Source organism: Microbispora sp. H13382 (genome assembly GCF_014161445.1).
GTDB lineage: Bacteria > Actinomycetota > Actinomycetes > Streptosporangiales > Streptosporangiaceae > Microbispora.
The window spans coordinates 152,806-167,931 of sequence record NZ_JABBXA010000017.1; the positions used below are offsets into that span (position 1 = coordinate 152,806).

Below are 15,126 nucleotides of genomic sequence, written 5' to 3' on the forward strand. Positions count from 1 at the left end.
GCTCAGGCCTCCAGCGCCATCAGCGTGTCGAGCACGGTCTGCGGCGTCGGCCGATCGATCTCGCTCACCAGCAGGCCGTCACGCAGGAAGACCACCCGGTCGGCGTACGACGCCGCCACCGGGTCGTGGGTCACCATCACGATCGTCTGCCCGAGCTCCCGCACCGACCTGCGCAGGAACGCCAGCACCTCGGCGCCGCTGCGCGAGTCGAGGTTGCCGGTCGGCTCGTCGGCGAAGATCACCTGGGGCTTGCTGATGAGCGCCCGAGCCACCGCGACACGCTGCTGCTGGCCGCCCGACAGCTCGCTCGGCTTGTGCCTGAGCCGGTCCCGAAGGCCGACCGTCTCGATCACGCGGTCGAACAGCGCCTGGTCGGCCTGACGGCCCGCGATCTCCAGCGGTAGCCGGATGTTCTGCTCGGCCGTCAGCGTCGGCAGCAGGTTGAACGCCTGGAAGATGAAACCGACGCGCTCACGACGCAGGAGCGTGAGCTGCTTGTCGTTCAAACCGGTGATCTCGACGTCGCCGATGCTCACCCGTCCGTCCGTCACGGTGTCCAAACCGGCCAGGCAGTGCATCAGGGTGGACTTACCGGAGCCGGACGGCCCCATGATCGCGGTGAACGCCTCCGCGGCGAAACCGACGTCGACGCCGCGCAGCGCGTGCACCGCCGCGTCGCCCTCGCCGTACACCTTCGTCAGTCCCCGCGCGACGACCGCGGTGCGAACCTGGGTTGTTGTGGTCATGACGCCACGCTATGGCCGTGATCAGGGCGTTTCCTCGGCCTCGCGGACGTTCTCCGTGTGCGGCCCCGGGACGGGTCCTGCGGGACGTGTGCGACTTGCGAGGTAGTCCGGACTCAGCCCCGCGGATGATCGGGGGAGACCACACCGGTCTCGTACGCGTAGACGACCACCTGGGCGCGGTCGCGCAGCCCCAGCTTGGCCAGGATGCGGCCCAGGTGGGTCTTCACGGTCGCCTCCGCGAGGTGCAGGCGCGCCGCGATCTCGGTGTTCGACAGGCCGCGGGCCACGTGGTACATCACCTCCCGCTCCCGAGCCGTCAGCACGCCGGTCTCCTGCCGCTGCCGGTCCCCCTCGGGCAGGAGCACGGCGAAACGGTCGAGCAGGCGGCGGGTCGTGCTCGGCGCGACCACCGCGTCACCCGTGTGGACCGACCGGATCGCGCTGATCAGCTCGGCCGGCGGCACGTCCTTCAGCAGGAATCCCGCCGCGCCCGCCTTGATCGCGGCGAACGCGTACTCGTCGAGGTCGAACGTCGTCAGGATCAGCACCTTGGGACCGTCCGGCGCCGCGCAGATGACGCGGGCCGCCTCCACGCCGTCCATCCGCGGCATGCGGACGTCCATGAGGACCACGTCCGCCTCGACCGTGCGCAGCGCCTCGACGGCCGCCAGCCCGTCCGCCGCCTCACCCACGACGTCGATGTCCGGCTGCGCCCCGAGGACCATCCGGAACCCGGTCCGCACCAGCTCCTGGTCGTCGACCAGCATGACGCGTATCACTGCCGCTCCGCTCCGCTCGTCATCGCCGCGATCCCCGCAACCGTACGCGGCCGGGGGACGGCCCGGTCACGCGGCCATCCCGATGGGGATCCTGGCGACCACCCGGAACCCGCCGCCGGTCCGGGGGGCCGCCTCGACGCTCCCGCCGTACATCGCCGCCCTCTCCCGCATGCCGATCAGGCCGTGCCCGCCGACCAGGCGCGGCGCCGCGGCGCCCCTGCCGTCGTCGCTGATCCTCAGCTCGAGCTCGCCCCTGCCGTACGTCATCTCCACCCAGGCCCGCGTGCCGGGGCCGCCGTGCTTGAGCGCGTTCGTCAGCGCCTCCTGCACGATCCGGTAGACGGCGAGCTGCTCGCCCTCGGGCAGCGTCCGCGCGGTGCCGGACACGGTGAACTCGGTCGGCAGCCCCGAGTCCCTGACCTGCCTGATCAGGTCGCCCAGCTGGGCCACGCCGGGCTGCGGAGCGTACTCCTCCGCCGGGCTGCCGGCGTCCTGCCGCAGGACGCCCACCAGCCTGCGCATCTCGGCCAGCGCCTGCCGCCCGGTTGCGGAGATCGCCTGCATGGCGCGCCGCGCCTGCTCCGGGTCGCCGTCGAGGGCGTAACCCGCGCCGTCGGCCTGGACGACCATCACGCTGACGTTGTGCGCCACCACGTCGTGCAGCTCACGGGCGATGCGGGCACGCTCGGCGGCGGCCGCGATGCGCGCCTGCTGGTCGCGCTCCCGCTCGGCCCGCTCGGCGCGTTCGACCAGGCTCTCCACGTAGCGACGGCGGGTGTTGGCGTAGATCCCGGCGATCCACACGGCGACGATGAAGGCCGACGACGACGGCCACGCCTGCCCTGCGTCGGGAGACCAGCGCAGCATCGCCAGCAGCAGCCCGAACTCGGCGACCGCCCCGGCGGCCAGCGCCCACCGCAGCGTGCAGCGCGACGCGACGCCGTACACCGCGACGAGCACCGCGATGTTGGCGGGCAGGACGATGACGTCGAGCAGCCACTGCACGAAGCTGACGGCGGCGACCACGGCGAACACCTCGCGGGGGTGGTCGCGGCGCCAGGTCAGCGGAACGATGAGCGCGGCCGAAAGCAGCAGCAGCCCGGGCGCACCGACATCCCGGGCCCCGACCGAGCCCGACCGGGTGAAGGCCTCGACGGTGGCCAGGCTCAACAGCGCCAGAGGGGAGACCGTGAGCGCGTCCACGAGCTTGCTGTGGCGCCGAGTCCAGGCGCGTAGTCTGCCGAACACGTACCCAACCATACGTATCGGCTGCTCAGGAAGGTCTCACCCTTGCGGCGGATACGGCGGTACGACTCAGGTCGCAGGCGCCCGCCGGGTTTACGCCGTTCTTACGGATCACGGCGCATCCTTGTTCGCGGGAACGCTTCTCTGAAGCGGGTAAGAGGGAGATCTGAATGGCGGATCAGGACGCGGGGTCGCGCGGCACCGGGGACGAGCCGCGCGGCCCGCGCCCGGAGCCGGAAACCGGGCCGACCGGGTTGAGTGAGCCGACCGCGACCAGCGGGGCCGCTGAGCCCGCCGGCCCGTCGGCGCCGACCGGGCCGGCCGGGGCGACCATGCCACCGCCACCTCCGACGAATCCCACGTCACCTTGGACCAGCCCGGCGAACACGCCCAGGGCGGCGGGGCCGGGTTCATCCTGGGCCAGCCCCGGCAACACCCCCGGGGCGAACACGCCCGGCCCGATGAACACGCCCGGGACGCCGGGGCCGTACGCGCCGTGGGCGGGCTCCACCGGCCCGAGCCGGCCGGGGCCGGGACCCGCGAGCGCGATCCCGGGCGGCAGCGGGTACGCCTTCGGGCCCGGAGGCGCGGGATGGAACGCCCCTGGCTGGCAGAACCCGCGTCCGCCGATCGCGTCGGCCCCGCGGCCCGGCTTCTCCACGCGCTTGGCGGCTCGGCTCCCGCGTGGGCACACGGGCCGGCTGGTGGCCGTCGGCATCGCGTCCGCGCTCGTCGGAGCGCTCCTCGGCGGTGGCGTCGTGGCCGTCACCGCCATGGTCTGGGACCGGGCGGACGCGGGGACGAACTGGGACGCCGGAGGTGACCGGCAGCGCTTCTTCCCCCGTGGCTACGGCCAGAACGCCCCGCAGTCCCAGGACGACCTCCTGCCCCCATGGTGCAGGAGCACCGAGGCCGGAGTGCGCTGCCAGGCGCCCGGCTGATCTTCGCTTCCCGGAAGGGCGCGCGCCGGCGGAGGGGCCGGCGCGCGCCCAAGGGGGTTTCTCCCGCGGGGTCTTCCGCTGAGACCATCGCGGCCGTCTTCGCGGGCGTCGCCTTCTTGCGGCCGGCGGAATCGCGGCGGCCCGCACCATTTTCCGCGGAATCCGGTGCGCCATTGTTTCTACTTGGATTTTGGTGGGGTCGACGAGATTCGAACTCGCACTGTACGGCACCTAAAGCCGCGGTCTCCTGCCATTGGACTACGACCCCTTCGCGTTTTCCCTTGCCCGCGAGATTCTCGGTCTGAGAATGGCAGTTCGGGCAGAGGAATCGCAGATTCTCTCTTCTGTTGTCCAGCCGGTTTTCCGTTGACGTGGTCGATGTGCAATGTCAGCGACCGGCCCTGCCAAGTGCCGCCTATCTTACAGTCTGCGCAGCGGTAGGGGACTCCCACTTCACGTAGTGCCCGCCGGAGCTTGCCCGGCTTCTCGCGAGCGGCGCCGACGGGATTCAGGACCAGCACGTCCGCCGGTAGACGCCGTCGCGGCGACGGCTGGCCTCGCCTATGAGCCTGGCCCAGGAAGTGGGAGGTGTCGATACCGACGTGCTTGAGGCGGCCGCTGATGTGGGCGTGGACGCCGCCCGACCACGGGATGCCGAGGTGGCGCAGCGCGTCGGCGATGCTCGCCGCCTTCGCCGCGGCCTCGGCCGGCAGACCGGATGTGTATTTGTACTTCACCATGTCCCGGAATTCATCGGCGGCCGCCGACAATCCCGGGAGTGCGGCGAAAGGGATATGTCAGGAAATTCCCAGCTCTTTCGTGAGGCGGGCGACATGGCCGGTGGCCTTCACGTTGTAGAGAGCCTTCTCGATCTTCCCATCGGGGTCGATGACGAACGTGGACCGGATGACGCCCATCACGGTCTTTCCGTAGTTCGTCTTCTCGCCGTACGCGCCGTACGCCTTGTGCACGTCCAGACCGGCGTCGGACAGCAGCGGGAAGGTGAGCGCGTCGCGCTCGCGGAACTGCCGCAGCTTGGCGGGCTTGTCCTTGGACACGCCCAGCACCACGAAGCCCTGCCCGGTCAGCGCGCCGAGGTTGTCGCGGAAGTCGCAGGCCTGCTTGGTGCATCCGGGGGTCATCGCCGCAGGGTAGAAGTACAGGATGACCCGCCTGCCGCGGAGCGACTCCAGCGAGACCTCGTTGTCGTCGGCGTCGGTCAGGGTGAAGTCCGGCGCGGCGTCGCCGGGCTGGAGCTTGCTCATCACGTCCTCCGGAAAATGTGACCCGCGGCGATCGGCGGGCAAGCGTGAACCAAACTACCGGCTCAGTCGCTGTGCGGGGCGACCGGCGGACCTGGCAGACTGATCACACACCAATACCACAGAAGGGGGATCGCATGGCGGACACCGATCCCGATGCGCTGGAGCTGAAGATCGAGCGCACGCGGGCGGAGCTCGCTCGCACGGTCGACGCCATCGCGGACCGGGTGAGCCCGAAGCGGGTCGCGGAGCGCGGCGTCGCGAAGGCGAAGGCCAACGCGCGCGACTTCGTCACGTCCATGGAGGACATGGTCCTGGGGCCGCGCACGTACGCCCCGGCCGACGGCGAAGGAGAGCAGCCCGCGGAGTACCCCGCACCCAACATGGCTCCGGTGCTGATCGGAATCGGCGTGGTCGTCGTCGTGGGCGCGGCCATCGTGCTCCTGCGCCGCCGCTCCCGCTGACCCGCCGGGGGACGACGCCGCCGTGACGCGATTCGCGGCGGCGTGCGCGTTTCCACGGCGAGGCAGCCGCCAGGCCGGTGCCGTGGTCGCGGGGCCCGGGGCGGCGGTCACGTCGCCCGAATCGGCGGCCGCGGGGGAGGACGTCAAAGGAAGGTCTTGCCCTCGCCGCGGTAGGTCGGGACCTCCTCGGTGACCCGGTCGCCCTCGATCAGGTGCAGCGAGGCGAAGCGCTCGCACAACTCGCCGGCCTTCGCGTGCCGGAACCAGACGCGGTCGCCGAGGCGGAGATCGGCCGCGGCCTCGCCGAGCAGGGGCGTCTGCACCTCGCCCGCGCCCTCGTCCGGGTGGTACCTGAGCCCCGCGGGCAGGTACGGCTGGGGCAGCCGGGTGGGTCCCGGGGCACCGGAGGCGGGGTAGCCTCCTCCGAGCACGGTCACGATGTCCGGAGCCGGCTTGCGCACGACCGGCAGGGCGAACAGCGCCGCCGGTCGGCCGGTGAAGCCCCGGTAGAAGTCGAACAGGCGGGGATGGAAGAACCCAGAGCCCGCGGCGACCTCGGTGATCGCCCGCTCGGCGACGGTCTTCTCGATGCTTCCGGTGCCTCCGCCGTTGACGAACTCCAGGTCGGCCACCTGGCGTACGGCCCGCACGATGCGGCCGCGCCGCACGACCAGTTCGCGGCGCGACCGCTCCTGCATCAGGCGCACCGCCCGCCCGTACGGCCCGGGCACGTCGTCTCCCACCCCGGCGATCTGCGCCTCGTACGCCATGAGTCCGGCCAGCCGCAGCCCCGGGCGCTTGGCGATGTGGGCGGCGATCTCGGCCGCCTGCTCGGGCTCGCGGATCGGCGACCGCAGCGCGCCCGCGCGGAACCTGCCGCCGAAGGCCACGAACCCCGCGTCGAGGTCCAGGCACACCCGGACGCGGTGGGGGAGCCGGAGGCTCTCGATCAGGTCGAGGTGCTCGGGCGAGTCCACCATGACGGTGATCTCCCGCGCCGCGATCTCGTCCGATCCCAGGGTGCGCAGCGCGGTCCTGTCCGCCGTCGGGTAGGCCACGAGCACGTCCCGCAGGCCGGTGGAGACCAGCCACAGCGCCTCGGGCAGCGTGAAGGCCATGACGCCCGAGATGCCGTCCATGGCCAGGACCCGTTCGAGCACGGACCGGCACCGGATCGACTTGCTGGCGACCCGGATCGGCTTGCCTCGGGCCCGGCGCACCATGGCTGCCGCGTTCGACCGGAGCGCGTCCATGTCGAGGACGGCGAATGGCGGCTCCAGGTGGGCCGTGGCCTGGTCGAGGCGCTGTCGGTCGTCCATGTGCGCAGCCTAGTACGGCATCGGCGGAAATACATGAGCCGAATTCACGTTAACCGTGCCTGGGCAAAGTCTTCGCCGGGGGGCCGCCATGATCGCGCAAGACGGTGGGTGACCCGCACCTCCCGCCGCCGCTCCGTGTACCCATGGTGACGTGACTACCGAGCGGACCCGGCGCGGTGAGCGGGAAGAGTGAACGGCTGATGAGCGTCGTGCAGGCAATCCTGGCGGGGTCGTCGGCGAGGCGCGCCCAGGGGGCCGGAAGAGCGAGGAGCGCCAAAGGCGCCGAGGGAGCCGACAGCGGCACAGGCGCCGGAAGCGGCATGGGCGTCGCGGCGGACAGCGTGGCCGGCCGTCGGGCCGCCATGCGTGCCCTGCGGCCGGGCCGCACCCCGGCCGCCGTCGCGGTCGCCTCCGTCATCGCCCTGCTCGGCTGGGCGCTCACCGCGGCGGTCGTCGCCGTCATGATCGGCGGGTCCCTGCCCTGGCGGCTGCCGCCCCGGCTGCTGAACATCACGCCGGCCGACCCCGCCGTCCCCGTCGCCGCGGTCGGCATGATCGTCTGCGGGGTGGGACTGGTGGCCCTCGCGATCGTCCCCGGCCGTCCCCGGCTCGTGCCCCTGGAATGCCGGGACCCGCTGCTCGCCATGGGCCTGACCCGCGCCGGTCTGCGCCGGACGCTCGCCGCCTCGGCTCGCGAGGTCGAGCATGTCCGCCGGGCCGACGTCCACATCTTCCGCAGGCGGATCGAGGTCGCCGTGGTGGCCGACGCGGACAGGACCGGGGCCCTGCTGCGGGAGGTCGGCGCGGCCGTGGGAGACCGGCTGTCGGGCCTCGGCGTCCGGTCCCGCCACGAGGTCGTCGTACGGCTGCGCCGGAGAGGGGGCTGAGGTGCGTCCGCGACTGGGGAACCGGGTCGGGCTCTGCCTGGTGGGCCTCGCGCTTGTCGCGGGTGGCGCCGGCCTGCTGGCCGCCGCGCGGCGGCGGCCCGGTGCGGCCCTGGCCGACGCGAGCGTGGCCGACGGGCGGCCATGGGTGCTGCCCCTGCTGGCCGGGGCGGCCATGCTGCTCGCACTGGTCGCGACCCGCTGGCTCGTCATGGCGCTCGGCTGGGGAAGGGTCGGCAGCCGCACCGGTTCCGGCATCGCCATGCTCGGCGTGGCGCTCAAGGGGATCGACGGGATCGGCCGAATCTCCGTCAGGCTCGTGCGCGACGGCAGGCTGCGGGTGTCGGTGTCGCTCCAGCGGTCGGCCGACCTGCGGCAGGTGATCAGGCGGCTGGACGAGTCGGCGATCTCACGTGTTCGCCGCGCGGTCGGTCGTGACGACGCGCTTGCGGTCGTCCGCCTGCACGTCCGCCGCCGCTGACCGTCCCCTGGCGCGCCCCTCTGATCGCCCCTCTGATCGCCCCTCTGATCGCCACGGTGCGCGGGTCGCGCCGCTGCCGAGGGCGAGCCCGGCGGCCAGGCAGGCGAGCGGCACCACGGGCACGACGTAGCGGTGGTCGAAGGCGGCGATCAGGGGCGGCAGCAGGAGCAGGACCGCCGCCGCGGCCCAGGGCAGCAGCGCCGTCCACCGCCGCGCCACCAGCCCGGCGAGCCCGGCGAGCAGGATCGCCGCCAGCAGCGGCCCGCGCAGGAAGCCCTGCTCCTGGTAGGCGCGCAGCCACCCCGCGAACGGCTCGGCCACGTCGGTGTCCCCGGAGCGTCCCTGGTAGGCGGTGGTCAGCTCGGCCGCCGTACGGCCCGAGGAGGCCACCTTGGCGGTGAACGGCTTCACCGAGGCCGGGAACACGTACGCGCTCTGTGTGCCCGGAGCGGGGTAGACCTTGCGGTCCCACTCGAACGCCCACATGGCGTCGTGCAGACCGGTCGTCAGGAAGTCGAGGGGCTGGCTGCGGATAGCCAGCGAGGCGAACTCGCCCGCCAGGCGCTCCTTGTCCTTCTTCACCCGCTGGATGGGCGAGTCGGCGTCCCAGATGTAGGCGGGCGCGGCGAGCCGTGGCCCCGACGGGCACAGCACCGCCAGTTCCTTCGGCGGCTTCATGACCGCGCAGTCGGCGAAGGTCATCGTCCGCGACCACAGCCAGGTGCTGCTGCCACCCATCCCGTACGACCCGTGGGCGTCGTGGAACCAGACGGCGTACCCGCCGAGCACGGCGGACGCGGCGGCGAGCCCGGCGAGCGCGGCCCGCCAGCGCCGGGCGAACAGCATCGTCAGCAGCGCCAGCGCGATCAGGGGCAGCCCGAGGGTGCGGGTGACCGTCGCCAGTCCGAGCAGCAGCAGCGCGGCGACGACGGACCACCCGCCGGGCCTGGGACGCCACAGCAGGATCGTCACGGCGGCCACGACCAGCGCGGTGAACAGCAGGTCCGCCATGACGAGGTGTTCGAGCTGGATCTGGTGGACGTCGAGCAGCACCGGCGCCGCCGCCAGCGCCGCGCCCCAGCCCGGCAGCCGGGTGCGGCGGCGCAGCAGCGCGTACACGCAGACGGCCACGCCGAGGCCGAGCAGGTGCTGGACGACCACGACGGCGGTGATGCTGCCCAGCGGGCTCAGCGCCGCCAGGAACAGCGAGTAGCCGGACGGCCGTGAGGGCAGCGGCCGCAGGTCGAGGGCCGAGCTGAGGTAGGCGAAGGAGTCGGCCCAGAACCACAGCGCGGGCCGGTAGCCGAGCACGGCGAGCGCGCGCAGCGCGACACCCGCCGCCAGCACGACCAGGAACGCCCGATGCGGGCGCAGCGCCTCGCGCCACCTCACGTGACGGCCCTCCTCCTCGTCGGTGAGGTCACCACCTTATTGGCCCCGGCCGACGTTCCGCCCGCCTGCGTGATCATGAAGGGTGCCGGTGCAGGTGGAGGGGTCGTGTGTGCGACGAACTACAAGATCACGGCGAGGGTGGGGGTCAGCATTCGATCACGTTGACGGCGAGGCCGCCGCGCGAGGTCTCCTTGTACTTGTCGAGCATGTCCCTGCCGGTGTCGCGCATCGTCTTGATGGCCTTGTCCAGCGACACGAAGTGGCGCCCGTCGCCGCGTAGCGCGATGCGGGCCGCGGCGATCGCCTTGATCGAGGCGACCGCGTTGCGCTCGATGCACGGGATCTGGACGAGCCCGCCGATGGGGTCGCAGGTCAAACCGAGGTTGTGCTCGATGCCGATCTCGGCGGCGTTCTCCACCTGCTCCGGCGTCCCGCCGAGCGCCTCGGTGAGGCCCGCCGCGGCCATCGAGCAGGCCGACCCGACCTCACCCTGGCAGCCCACCTCCGCACCGGAGATGGAGGCGTTCTCCTTGAACAGCACGCCGATCGCGCCCGCCGTGAGCAGGAAGCGGACGACGCCGTCCTCGTCGGCGCCCGGAAGGAAACGCATGTAGTAGGACAGGACGGCCGGGACGATGCCGGCGGCGCCGTTGGTCGGCGCGGTGACGATCCGGCCGCCCGCGGCGTTCTCCTCGTTGACGGCCAGCGCGAACAGCGTGACCCAGTCCATCGCCCGCAGCGGGTCGGTCCCGTCGGCCTCGCCCTGCAGCCGCCGGTACAGCTGGTGGGCCCGGCGGCGCACCTTGAGGCCGCCCGGCAGGACGCCCTCGCGGCTGGTGCCGCGCCGGACGCACTCGGCCATGACCGCCCACAGGTGCAGGAGGCGGGCCCGGATCTCCTCCTCCGTACGGCCGAAGGCCTTCTCGTTCTCCATCATCAGGCCGGAGATCGACAGGCCGGTCTCCGCGCAGTGCGCGAGCAGTTCGTGCGCGGTCGTGAAGGCGTGCGGCAGCACGGTGTCGTCGGGCTTGATCCGGTCGGCGCCGGTGGCGTTCTCGTCCACCACGAAACCGCCGCCGACCGAGTAGTACACCTTCTCGCGCAGCACCGTGTCGTCGGCGTACGCCGTGAACCGCATGCCGTTCGGGTGGTGGGGGAGCGACAGCTTGCGCTCGAAGACGAGGTGCTCGCCGACCACGAACGGGATCTCGTGCACGCCGTACAACGTGACCGTGCCGCTCGCCCGCATCGCCGCGAGTCGTTCGTCGACGGCGTCGACGTCGACCAGTTCGGGCTTGTCGCCGGACAGGCCCAGCAGGACCGCCTTGTCGCTGCCGTGGCCCTTGCCGGTCAGCCCGAGCGAGCCGTACAGGATGGCCTCGACCCGGGTGACCTTCTCCAGCAGCCCGTCCTCGTGCAGCCCGCGGACGAACTTGTGCGCCGCCGCCATCGGGCCGCCCGTGTGCGAGCTGGACGGCCCGATACCCACCTTGAACAGGTCGAAGACGCTGATCGCCATTGACCGTCGCCTCTCAACCGCAGGTCAGGACTCGCCGGAAGTCAGCGCGGTGTACTCCGCGGCCGACAGAAGGTCCTCCGGCTCCTCCTCCACGCGCACGCGGAACAGCCAGCCCTCGCCGTACGGGTCGGAGTTGACGAGCGCGGGGGTGTCCGCGACGGCGGCGTTGACCTCGACGATCTCACCGCCGACCGGGGCGAAGATGTCGCTCACGGACTTGGTGGACTCCACCTCGCCGATCGCGTCGCCGGCCGCGACCGTGGTGCCGACCTCCGAGTGCACCTCCACGTAAACCACGTCGCCGAGCTGCTCGGCCGCGTACGCCGTAATGCCCACCGTCACGGTGCGGCCGTCCTCAAGCCCGGCCACCCACTCGTGTTCCTTGGTGTAGCTCAGGTCGTCGGGAATGGTGCTCACTTGCTCCTCCTGTAGAAAGGCAGATCGACGACGTCGACCGGTTCTTGGCTGCCCCGGATGTCCACGGTCAGGCCGCCCTTTTCCAGGGCGTCCTCGTCGACGTACGCCATGGCGATCGGGCGGCCGAGGGACTGCGACGGGGCGCCGCTGGTCACCTCGCCGACGACGGCGCCGTCCCGGGTGACGGGGTAGCCGTGGCGGGGGACGCGGCGGCCGCGCGCCACCAGCCCGACCAGGCGCCGGGGGGTGTCGTTCGCCGCGACCCGCTCGAGGGCGGCCTTGCCCACGAAGTCGCCGGGCTTGTCGAAGCGGACGACCCGGCCGAGTCCCGCCTCGAACGGCGTGATCGCCGCGCTCAGCTCGTTGCCGTACAGCGGCATGCCGGCTTCCAGTCGCAGCGTGTCGCGGGCCGACAGTCCGGCGGGGACGAGCCCGGCGTCCCTGCCCGCCTCGGTGAGGGCGTTCCACAGCGGCACGGCGTGCTCGTTCAGCACGAACAGCTCGAAGCCGTCCTCGCCGGTGTACCCGGTGCGCGCGATCAGGACGGGCGCGCCCGCGACGACGGCGGGGAGGATGGCGTAGTACTTGAGCTCGTCGAGACCGGCGTCGGTCAGCGGGGCGAGGATCTCGGCGCTGCGCGGCCCCTGCACGGCGACCAGCGCGTACTCGTCCGACCGGTCGGTCACCCGCGCGTCGTATCCCCGGACCCGGTCGGCGAGCTCACGCGCGACGAGGGCGTAGTTGGAGGCGTTGGCGACGACCATGTACTGGTCCTCGTCGAGGCGGTAGACGATGAGGTCGTCGAGGATGCCGCCGGTCTCGTTCACGATCATCGTGTAGCGGGCGCGGCCGGGTGCGAGGACGCTGAGGTGCCCCACGAGGGCATGGTCGAGGGCCTCGCCCGCCTGCGCCCCGACGACGAAGATCTCCCCCATGTGGGACAGGTCGAAGAGCCCGGCGGCCGTACGTACCGCGTTGTGCTCGGCCGACTCGCTGCCGTAGCGCAGGGGCATCTGCCAGCCCGCGAAGTCGGTCAGGGTCGCGCCCAGGCTTTCGTGAACCCCGCGGAGCGGGGTGGATCGGGACATGCCCACCTCGGAAAGGACGGATGCTGCGTTGAACTATCGGGCATCCTCCCCCTCTGTCATCGGCGCCTGAGAGCTTCGTCCGATCTTTGCCGGACTTTCACCTTCGGCGAGGCCTGCCGGCCTTCTTTCCAGAGGTCACCTGGCCCGTACGGTCCTTTGCCTTGAGAGGTTCGCGGGGAGGGCTTGCTCCTTCAGGGGCCCTGACCGGATGCCAGGACGCTCTCCCGCACGGGATCACTGGTGCGCTGTCCAGCCTAGTGGTTCGCCGCCACCCCCGTAACCTGCCGGATGCCCTTATTTCCGGCCCGCACCGCCGGCGCCGCCGAGGTCAGGAAGGCGCATCAGGCGGGGAAGGCCGTCGCCGGTACGATCCGCTGATGGAGGGCCCAGGTGCCGAGGGAGGACTCGATGCCGAGATGCGCATCCGGGTCGCCAAGCTCTCGGCGGATGGCCCGGACCTCGGCCAGGTCGTCCGGATCCCTGCCGAGCCTCTCCGCGTCGGTGCGGGCCTGCTCCAGCCAGTGGAGGCGGTCTGCGAGTCTGATGGCTTCCCGCACCACGTCCGTGGCCGATCTTCCATCGGCCGGCAGCCGGGCGAGGATCTGCTCGATCGTCGGATCAAGCTCGATCGTCAGCACCGCCGTATCGTCACTGTGCGACGCTACTTCCCGCAGGCGATTCGTTACATTCCATGGTCGGGATCGCGGGGCGGGCGATGCCCCGCGCGGACGCGTGCCGGGGTGGAGGAAGGGTCGTCGGTGACGATCCGCTGGTGGAGGGCCTGGGTGTCGGGGGACGGTTCGGTGCCGAGGCAGTCGACCAGGGTCCGGCGCAGTCGCTGGTAGGACGCCGAGGCGTCGTGGGTGCGGCCCGACCGGTGCAACGCCAGCATGAGCTGCCGGTGCGGCCGTTCACGCAACGGGTGCCGCCTCGCCCACTGGGTCAGACCGCCGACGATCTCACGGTGGTCCCCGAGCGCCAGCCGTACGTCGAAGAGGTCCTCGGTCGCCGCGCGCCGGTCCTCGTCGAGGCGCTCCGCCCACGCGGCGAGCGCGTCCACGTGCCTCATGCCGGACAGGGCGTCGCCCCGCCACAGGCTCAGCGCGTTCTCGAGCATCCGCGCGGCATTGTGGTAATCGCCATTGTCTCGAGCGATTCTGCCCTGCGTCGTGAAATGGTTGAATACTGCAGCATCCACGGATCCCGGCGGTACGGAAAGAAGGTACCCGCCCTCCACGCTGTGGAGCGGAGAAAGGCCGGGGTCCCGCGGCGAGAGCCGCCGCCGCATCTGTGCGATGTAGGTGGTAAGATTCCGGCGCGCAGATTTAGTGGGACAGTCATTCCAGAGCAGATCGATGAGCCTGTCCCGATGAACCGTGGCATTGGCATTCAGCAGGAACAGCGCCAGGAGTTGCCGGTGCCTGGGGGCGAGCCCGGCGATGACGTCCCCCGAGGGTTTCATGGCCAGGAACGGTCCGAGCACGGCGTATAACACGGTTCCCCTCGCACGCGAAAGCAGCCTGAACGCGCCGGCGACGCGGCTTTGACAGGAATTTGACGATATCCCTCTTCGCCTGCATTCGTCAAAATTGCGATTTTCTCGGCGCCTGCCCGGGGCGTGCACTTCCGTCGATGACATTGCGTTCCGTATAGCGATGAATGCCGAGCGAACATGCACGTGCATCAAATGAAATCGGTTACATAATGCGGAGAGAGCGCCTCCGCGTGTTTCCGTCGGGCCAGCCTGTCATGGTGCGCGAAGGCGAACGCCGTGTTCACCGGGGCGCGGCCGGCCGCTCGCCGCGCGATCACGCGGGGTTCGGCCGCCGTGCCGATGCGTCTATCGCGGGACGCCGTTTCGGCCGGGGCGACGCGCGTCGCCCCGGATTTTTCAACGGCGGGCGGCGGCGACGAGGGCGTGGAAGAGGGGGCCGTCCTCGTCGGCCTCCGGGTGCCACTGCACGGCCAGGGCGAACGCCGCGCCGGTGACCTCGACGGCCTCGATCGTGCCGTCGTCCGACCGGGCGGTCACCTCCAGGCCGTCCGCGAGGTGGTCGATCGCCTGGTGGTGGTAGTGGGCGGGCGTCAGGTCCTCGCCGCCGTAGATCTTGGCCAACCCGGGCGAAAGCCGTACGGGGAGGCGGCCGAACGTGCCGGGGGCGGGGGAGTGGCCCGCATGGCCGACCACGTCGGGCAGATGCTGGTGGAGGGTGCCGCCGAGCGCCACGTTGAGGACCTGCAACCCCCGGCAGATGCCGAGGAACGGCAGGCCGGCCTCCATCGCCGCCGCCATCAGGCCGAACTCGGCATTATCACGAAATTTCCGCACGTAGCCGGTCTGGGGGGCGGGGGTGGAGCCGTACCGGGCGGGGTCGATGTCGCCCCCGCCCGCGATGATCAGCCCGTCCAGCCGCCCGGCCAGCTCGGCGGGCTCCCCGGCGGGCGGCAGGATGACCGGCTGCCCGCCCGCCCGCTCGACGTGCTCGACGTACATGTACGGCAGCAGCGCCGCCGGCATGTCCCACACGGTGAACTTCGCCGGCTCGACGTAGCACGTCACGCCGATCACGGGACGAGCCATCTCCGCCC

Annotated in this window: 17 protein-coding genes, 1 tRNA gene and 1 riboswitch; of the genes, 4 read left to right on the forward strand and 14 right to left on the reverse strand. The window is 71.6% G+C overall.

The window, feature by feature from the left end:
• Positions 1-2: 2 nt before the first annotated feature.
• The 4 genes from HHX41_RS28750 to HHX41_RS42010 all read right to left on the reverse strand — a co-directional run bounded on the left by HHX41_RS28750 (position 3) and on the right by HHX41_RS42010 (position 3,431).
• A complete protein-coding gene (locus HHX41_RS28750) occupies positions 3-746 on the reverse strand; it encodes an ABC transporter ATP-binding protein (RefSeq protein WP_182908440.1) in 744 nt (247 codons plus the stop codon).
• 113 nt (positions 747-859) lie between these two features.
• Positions 860-1,525, reverse strand: a complete 666-nt coding sequence (locus HHX41_RS28755; RefSeq protein WP_310742224.1) for a response regulator transcription factor — start codon at positions 1,523-1,525, stop codon at positions 860-862.
• A gap of 66 nt (positions 1,526-1,591) precedes the next feature.
• Positions 1,592-2,773 (reverse strand): histidine kinase, encoded by a 1,182-nt coding sequence (locus HHX41_RS28760; RefSeq protein ID WP_310742225.1) that lies wholly within the window; start codon positions 2,771-2,773, stop codon positions 1,592-1,594.
• Positions 2,774-2,948: 175 nt separating this feature from the next.
• Positions 2,949-3,431 (reverse strand): hypothetical protein, encoded by a 483-nt coding sequence (locus HHX41_RS42010; RefSeq protein ID WP_182908441.1) that lies wholly within the window; start codon positions 3,429-3,431, stop codon positions 2,949-2,951.
• A 4-nt stretch (positions 3,432-3,435) separates the two neighbouring features.
• Between HHX41_RS42010 and HHX41_RS42015 the strand changes: the two genes are divergently transcribed.
• Positions 3,436-3,711 (forward strand): hypothetical protein, encoded by a 276-nt coding sequence (locus HHX41_RS42015; RefSeq protein WP_169981974.1) that lies wholly within the window; start codon positions 3,436-3,438, stop codon positions 3,709-3,711.
• Positions 3,712-3,902: 191 nt separating this feature from the next.
• Here the strand turns inward: HHX41_RS42015 and HHX41_RS28775 are convergent.
• A tRNA-Leu gene (locus HHX41_RS28775) sits at positions 3,903-3,979 on the reverse strand.
• A gap of 529 nt (positions 3,980-4,508) precedes the next feature.
• Positions 4,509-4,976 (reverse strand): thioredoxin-dependent thiol peroxidase, encoded by a 468-nt coding sequence (gene bcp, locus HHX41_RS28780; protein ID WP_182908443.1) that lies wholly within the window; start codon positions 4,974-4,976, stop codon positions 4,509-4,511.
• Between the two features lie 134 nt (positions 4,977-5,110).
• On the opposite strand from bcp, the gene HHX41_RS28785 reads away from it, so the two are divergent.
• Entirely contained in the window at positions 5,111-5,437 is a 327-nt protein-coding gene (locus HHX41_RS28785; protein ID WP_169981972.1) for a DUF3618 domain-containing protein, read from the forward strand.
• Positions 5,438-5,580: 143 nt separating this feature from the next.
• On the opposite strand, the gene HHX41_RS28790 is transcribed toward HHX41_RS28785, so the two are convergent.
• Complete coding sequence (locus HHX41_RS28790) at positions 5,581-6,756, reverse strand: amino acid deaminase/aldolase (RefSeq protein ID WP_182908444.1); 1,176 nt, start codon at positions 6,754-6,756, stop codon at positions 5,581-5,583.
• Positions 6,757-7,076: 320 nt separating this feature from the next.
• Between HHX41_RS28790 and HHX41_RS28795 the strand changes: the two genes are divergently transcribed.
• Together HHX41_RS28795 and HHX41_RS28800 are read left to right on the forward strand one after the other, a co-directional pair.
• On the forward strand, positions 7,077-7,643 hold the full coding sequence (locus tag HHX41_RS28795; protein WP_182908445.1) for a DUF6286 domain-containing protein: 567 nt from the start codon (positions 7,077-7,079) through the stop codon (positions 7,641-7,643).
• Between the two features lies 1 nt (position 7,644).
• Positions 7,645-8,121: a hypothetical protein gene (locus HHX41_RS28800; protein ID WP_169981969.1), complete on the forward strand. Its 477-nt coding sequence runs from the start codon at positions 7,645-7,647 to the stop codon at positions 8,119-8,121.
• On the opposite strand, the gene HHX41_RS28805 is transcribed toward HHX41_RS28800, so the two are convergent.
• The 7 genes from HHX41_RS28805 to HHX41_RS28835 form a co-directional block, all read right to left on the reverse strand.
• A complete protein-coding gene (locus HHX41_RS28805; protein ID WP_182908446.1) occupies positions 8,050-9,513 on the reverse strand; it encodes a hypothetical protein in 1,464 nt (487 codons plus the stop codon). The two genes, HHX41_RS28800 and HHX41_RS28805, sit on opposite strands and share 72 nt — an antisense overlap.
• A gap of 145 nt (positions 9,514-9,658) precedes the next feature.
• On the reverse strand, positions 9,659-11,032 hold the full coding sequence (locus tag HHX41_RS28810; RefSeq protein WP_182908447.1) for an L-serine ammonia-lyase: 1,374 nt from the start codon (positions 11,030-11,032) through the stop codon (positions 9,659-9,661).
• Between the two features lie 24 nt (positions 11,033-11,056).
• Complete coding sequence (gcvH, locus tag HHX41_RS28815; protein ID WP_182908448.1) at positions 11,057-11,449, reverse strand: glycine cleavage system protein GcvH; 393 nt, start codon at positions 11,447-11,449, stop codon at positions 11,057-11,059.
• Positions 11,446-12,537, reverse strand: coding sequence for a glycine cleavage system aminomethyltransferase GcvT (gene gcvT, locus HHX41_RS28820; RefSeq protein ID WP_182908449.1), 1,092 nt, complete (start codon positions 12,535-12,537; stop codon positions 11,446-11,448). Before gcvT ends, gcvH begins: the two co-directional genes overlap by 4 nt.
• Before the next feature lie 139 nt (positions 12,538-12,676).
• Positions 12,677-12,774, reverse strand: a riboswitch (glycine riboswitch).
• Positions 12,775-12,878: 104 nt separating this feature from the next.
• Positions 12,879-13,175, reverse strand: coding sequence for a hypothetical protein (locus HHX41_RS28825; RefSeq protein ID WP_182908450.1), 297 nt, complete (start codon positions 13,173-13,175; stop codon positions 12,879-12,881).
• 44 nt (positions 13,176-13,219) lie between these two features.
• Positions 13,220-14,221: an AfsR/SARP family transcriptional regulator gene (locus HHX41_RS42020; protein WP_310742226.1), complete on the reverse strand. Its 1,002-nt coding sequence runs from the start codon at positions 14,219-14,221 to the stop codon at positions 13,220-13,222.
• 207 nt (positions 14,222-14,428) lie between these two features.
• Positions 14,429-15,118, reverse strand: a complete 690-nt coding sequence (locus HHX41_RS28835) for a gamma-glutamyl-gamma-aminobutyrate hydrolase family protein (RefSeq protein WP_182908452.1) — start codon at positions 15,116-15,118, stop codon at positions 14,429-14,431.
• Between the last annotated feature and the right edge of the window lie 8 nt (positions 15,119-15,126).

Excerpts from the sequence above, each read along its gene's own strand:
- HHX41_RS28750 (WP_182908440.1), bottom strand. The coding sequence starts at position 746 with ATGACCACAACAACCCAGGTTCGCACCGCGGTCGTCGCGCGGGGACTG.
- bcp (WP_182908443.1), bottom strand. The coding sequence starts at position 4,976 with ATGAGCAAGCTCCAGCCCGGCGACGCCGCGCCGGACTTCACCCTGACC.
- HHX41_RS28785 (WP_169981972.1), top strand. The coding sequence starts at position 5,111 with ATGGCGGACACCGATCCCGATGCGCTGGAGCTGAAGATCGAGCGCACG.
- HHX41_RS28790 (WP_182908444.1), bottom strand. The coding sequence starts at position 6,756 with ATGGACGACCGACAGCGCCTCGACCAGGCCACGGCCCACCTGGAGCCG.
- HHX41_RS28795 (WP_182908445.1), top strand. The coding sequence starts at position 7,077 with ATGGGCGTCGCGGCGGACAGCGTGGCCGGCCGTCGGGCCGCCATGCGT.
- HHX41_RS28810 (WP_182908447.1), bottom strand. The coding sequence starts at position 11,032 with ATGGCGATCAGCGTCTTCGACCTGTTCAAGGTGGGTATCGGGCCGTCC.
- gcvT (WP_182908449.1), bottom strand. The coding sequence starts at position 12,537 with ATGTCCCGATCCACCCCGCTCCGCGGGGTTCACGAAAGCCTGGGCGCG.
- HHX41_RS42020 (WP_310742226.1), bottom strand. The coding sequence starts at position 14,221 with ATGCACGTGCATGTTCGCTCGGCATTCATCGCTATACGGAACGCAATG.
- HHX41_RS28835 (WP_182908452.1), bottom strand. The coding sequence starts at position 15,118 with ATGGCTCGTCCCGTGATCGGCGTGACGTGCTACGTCGAGCCGGCGAAG.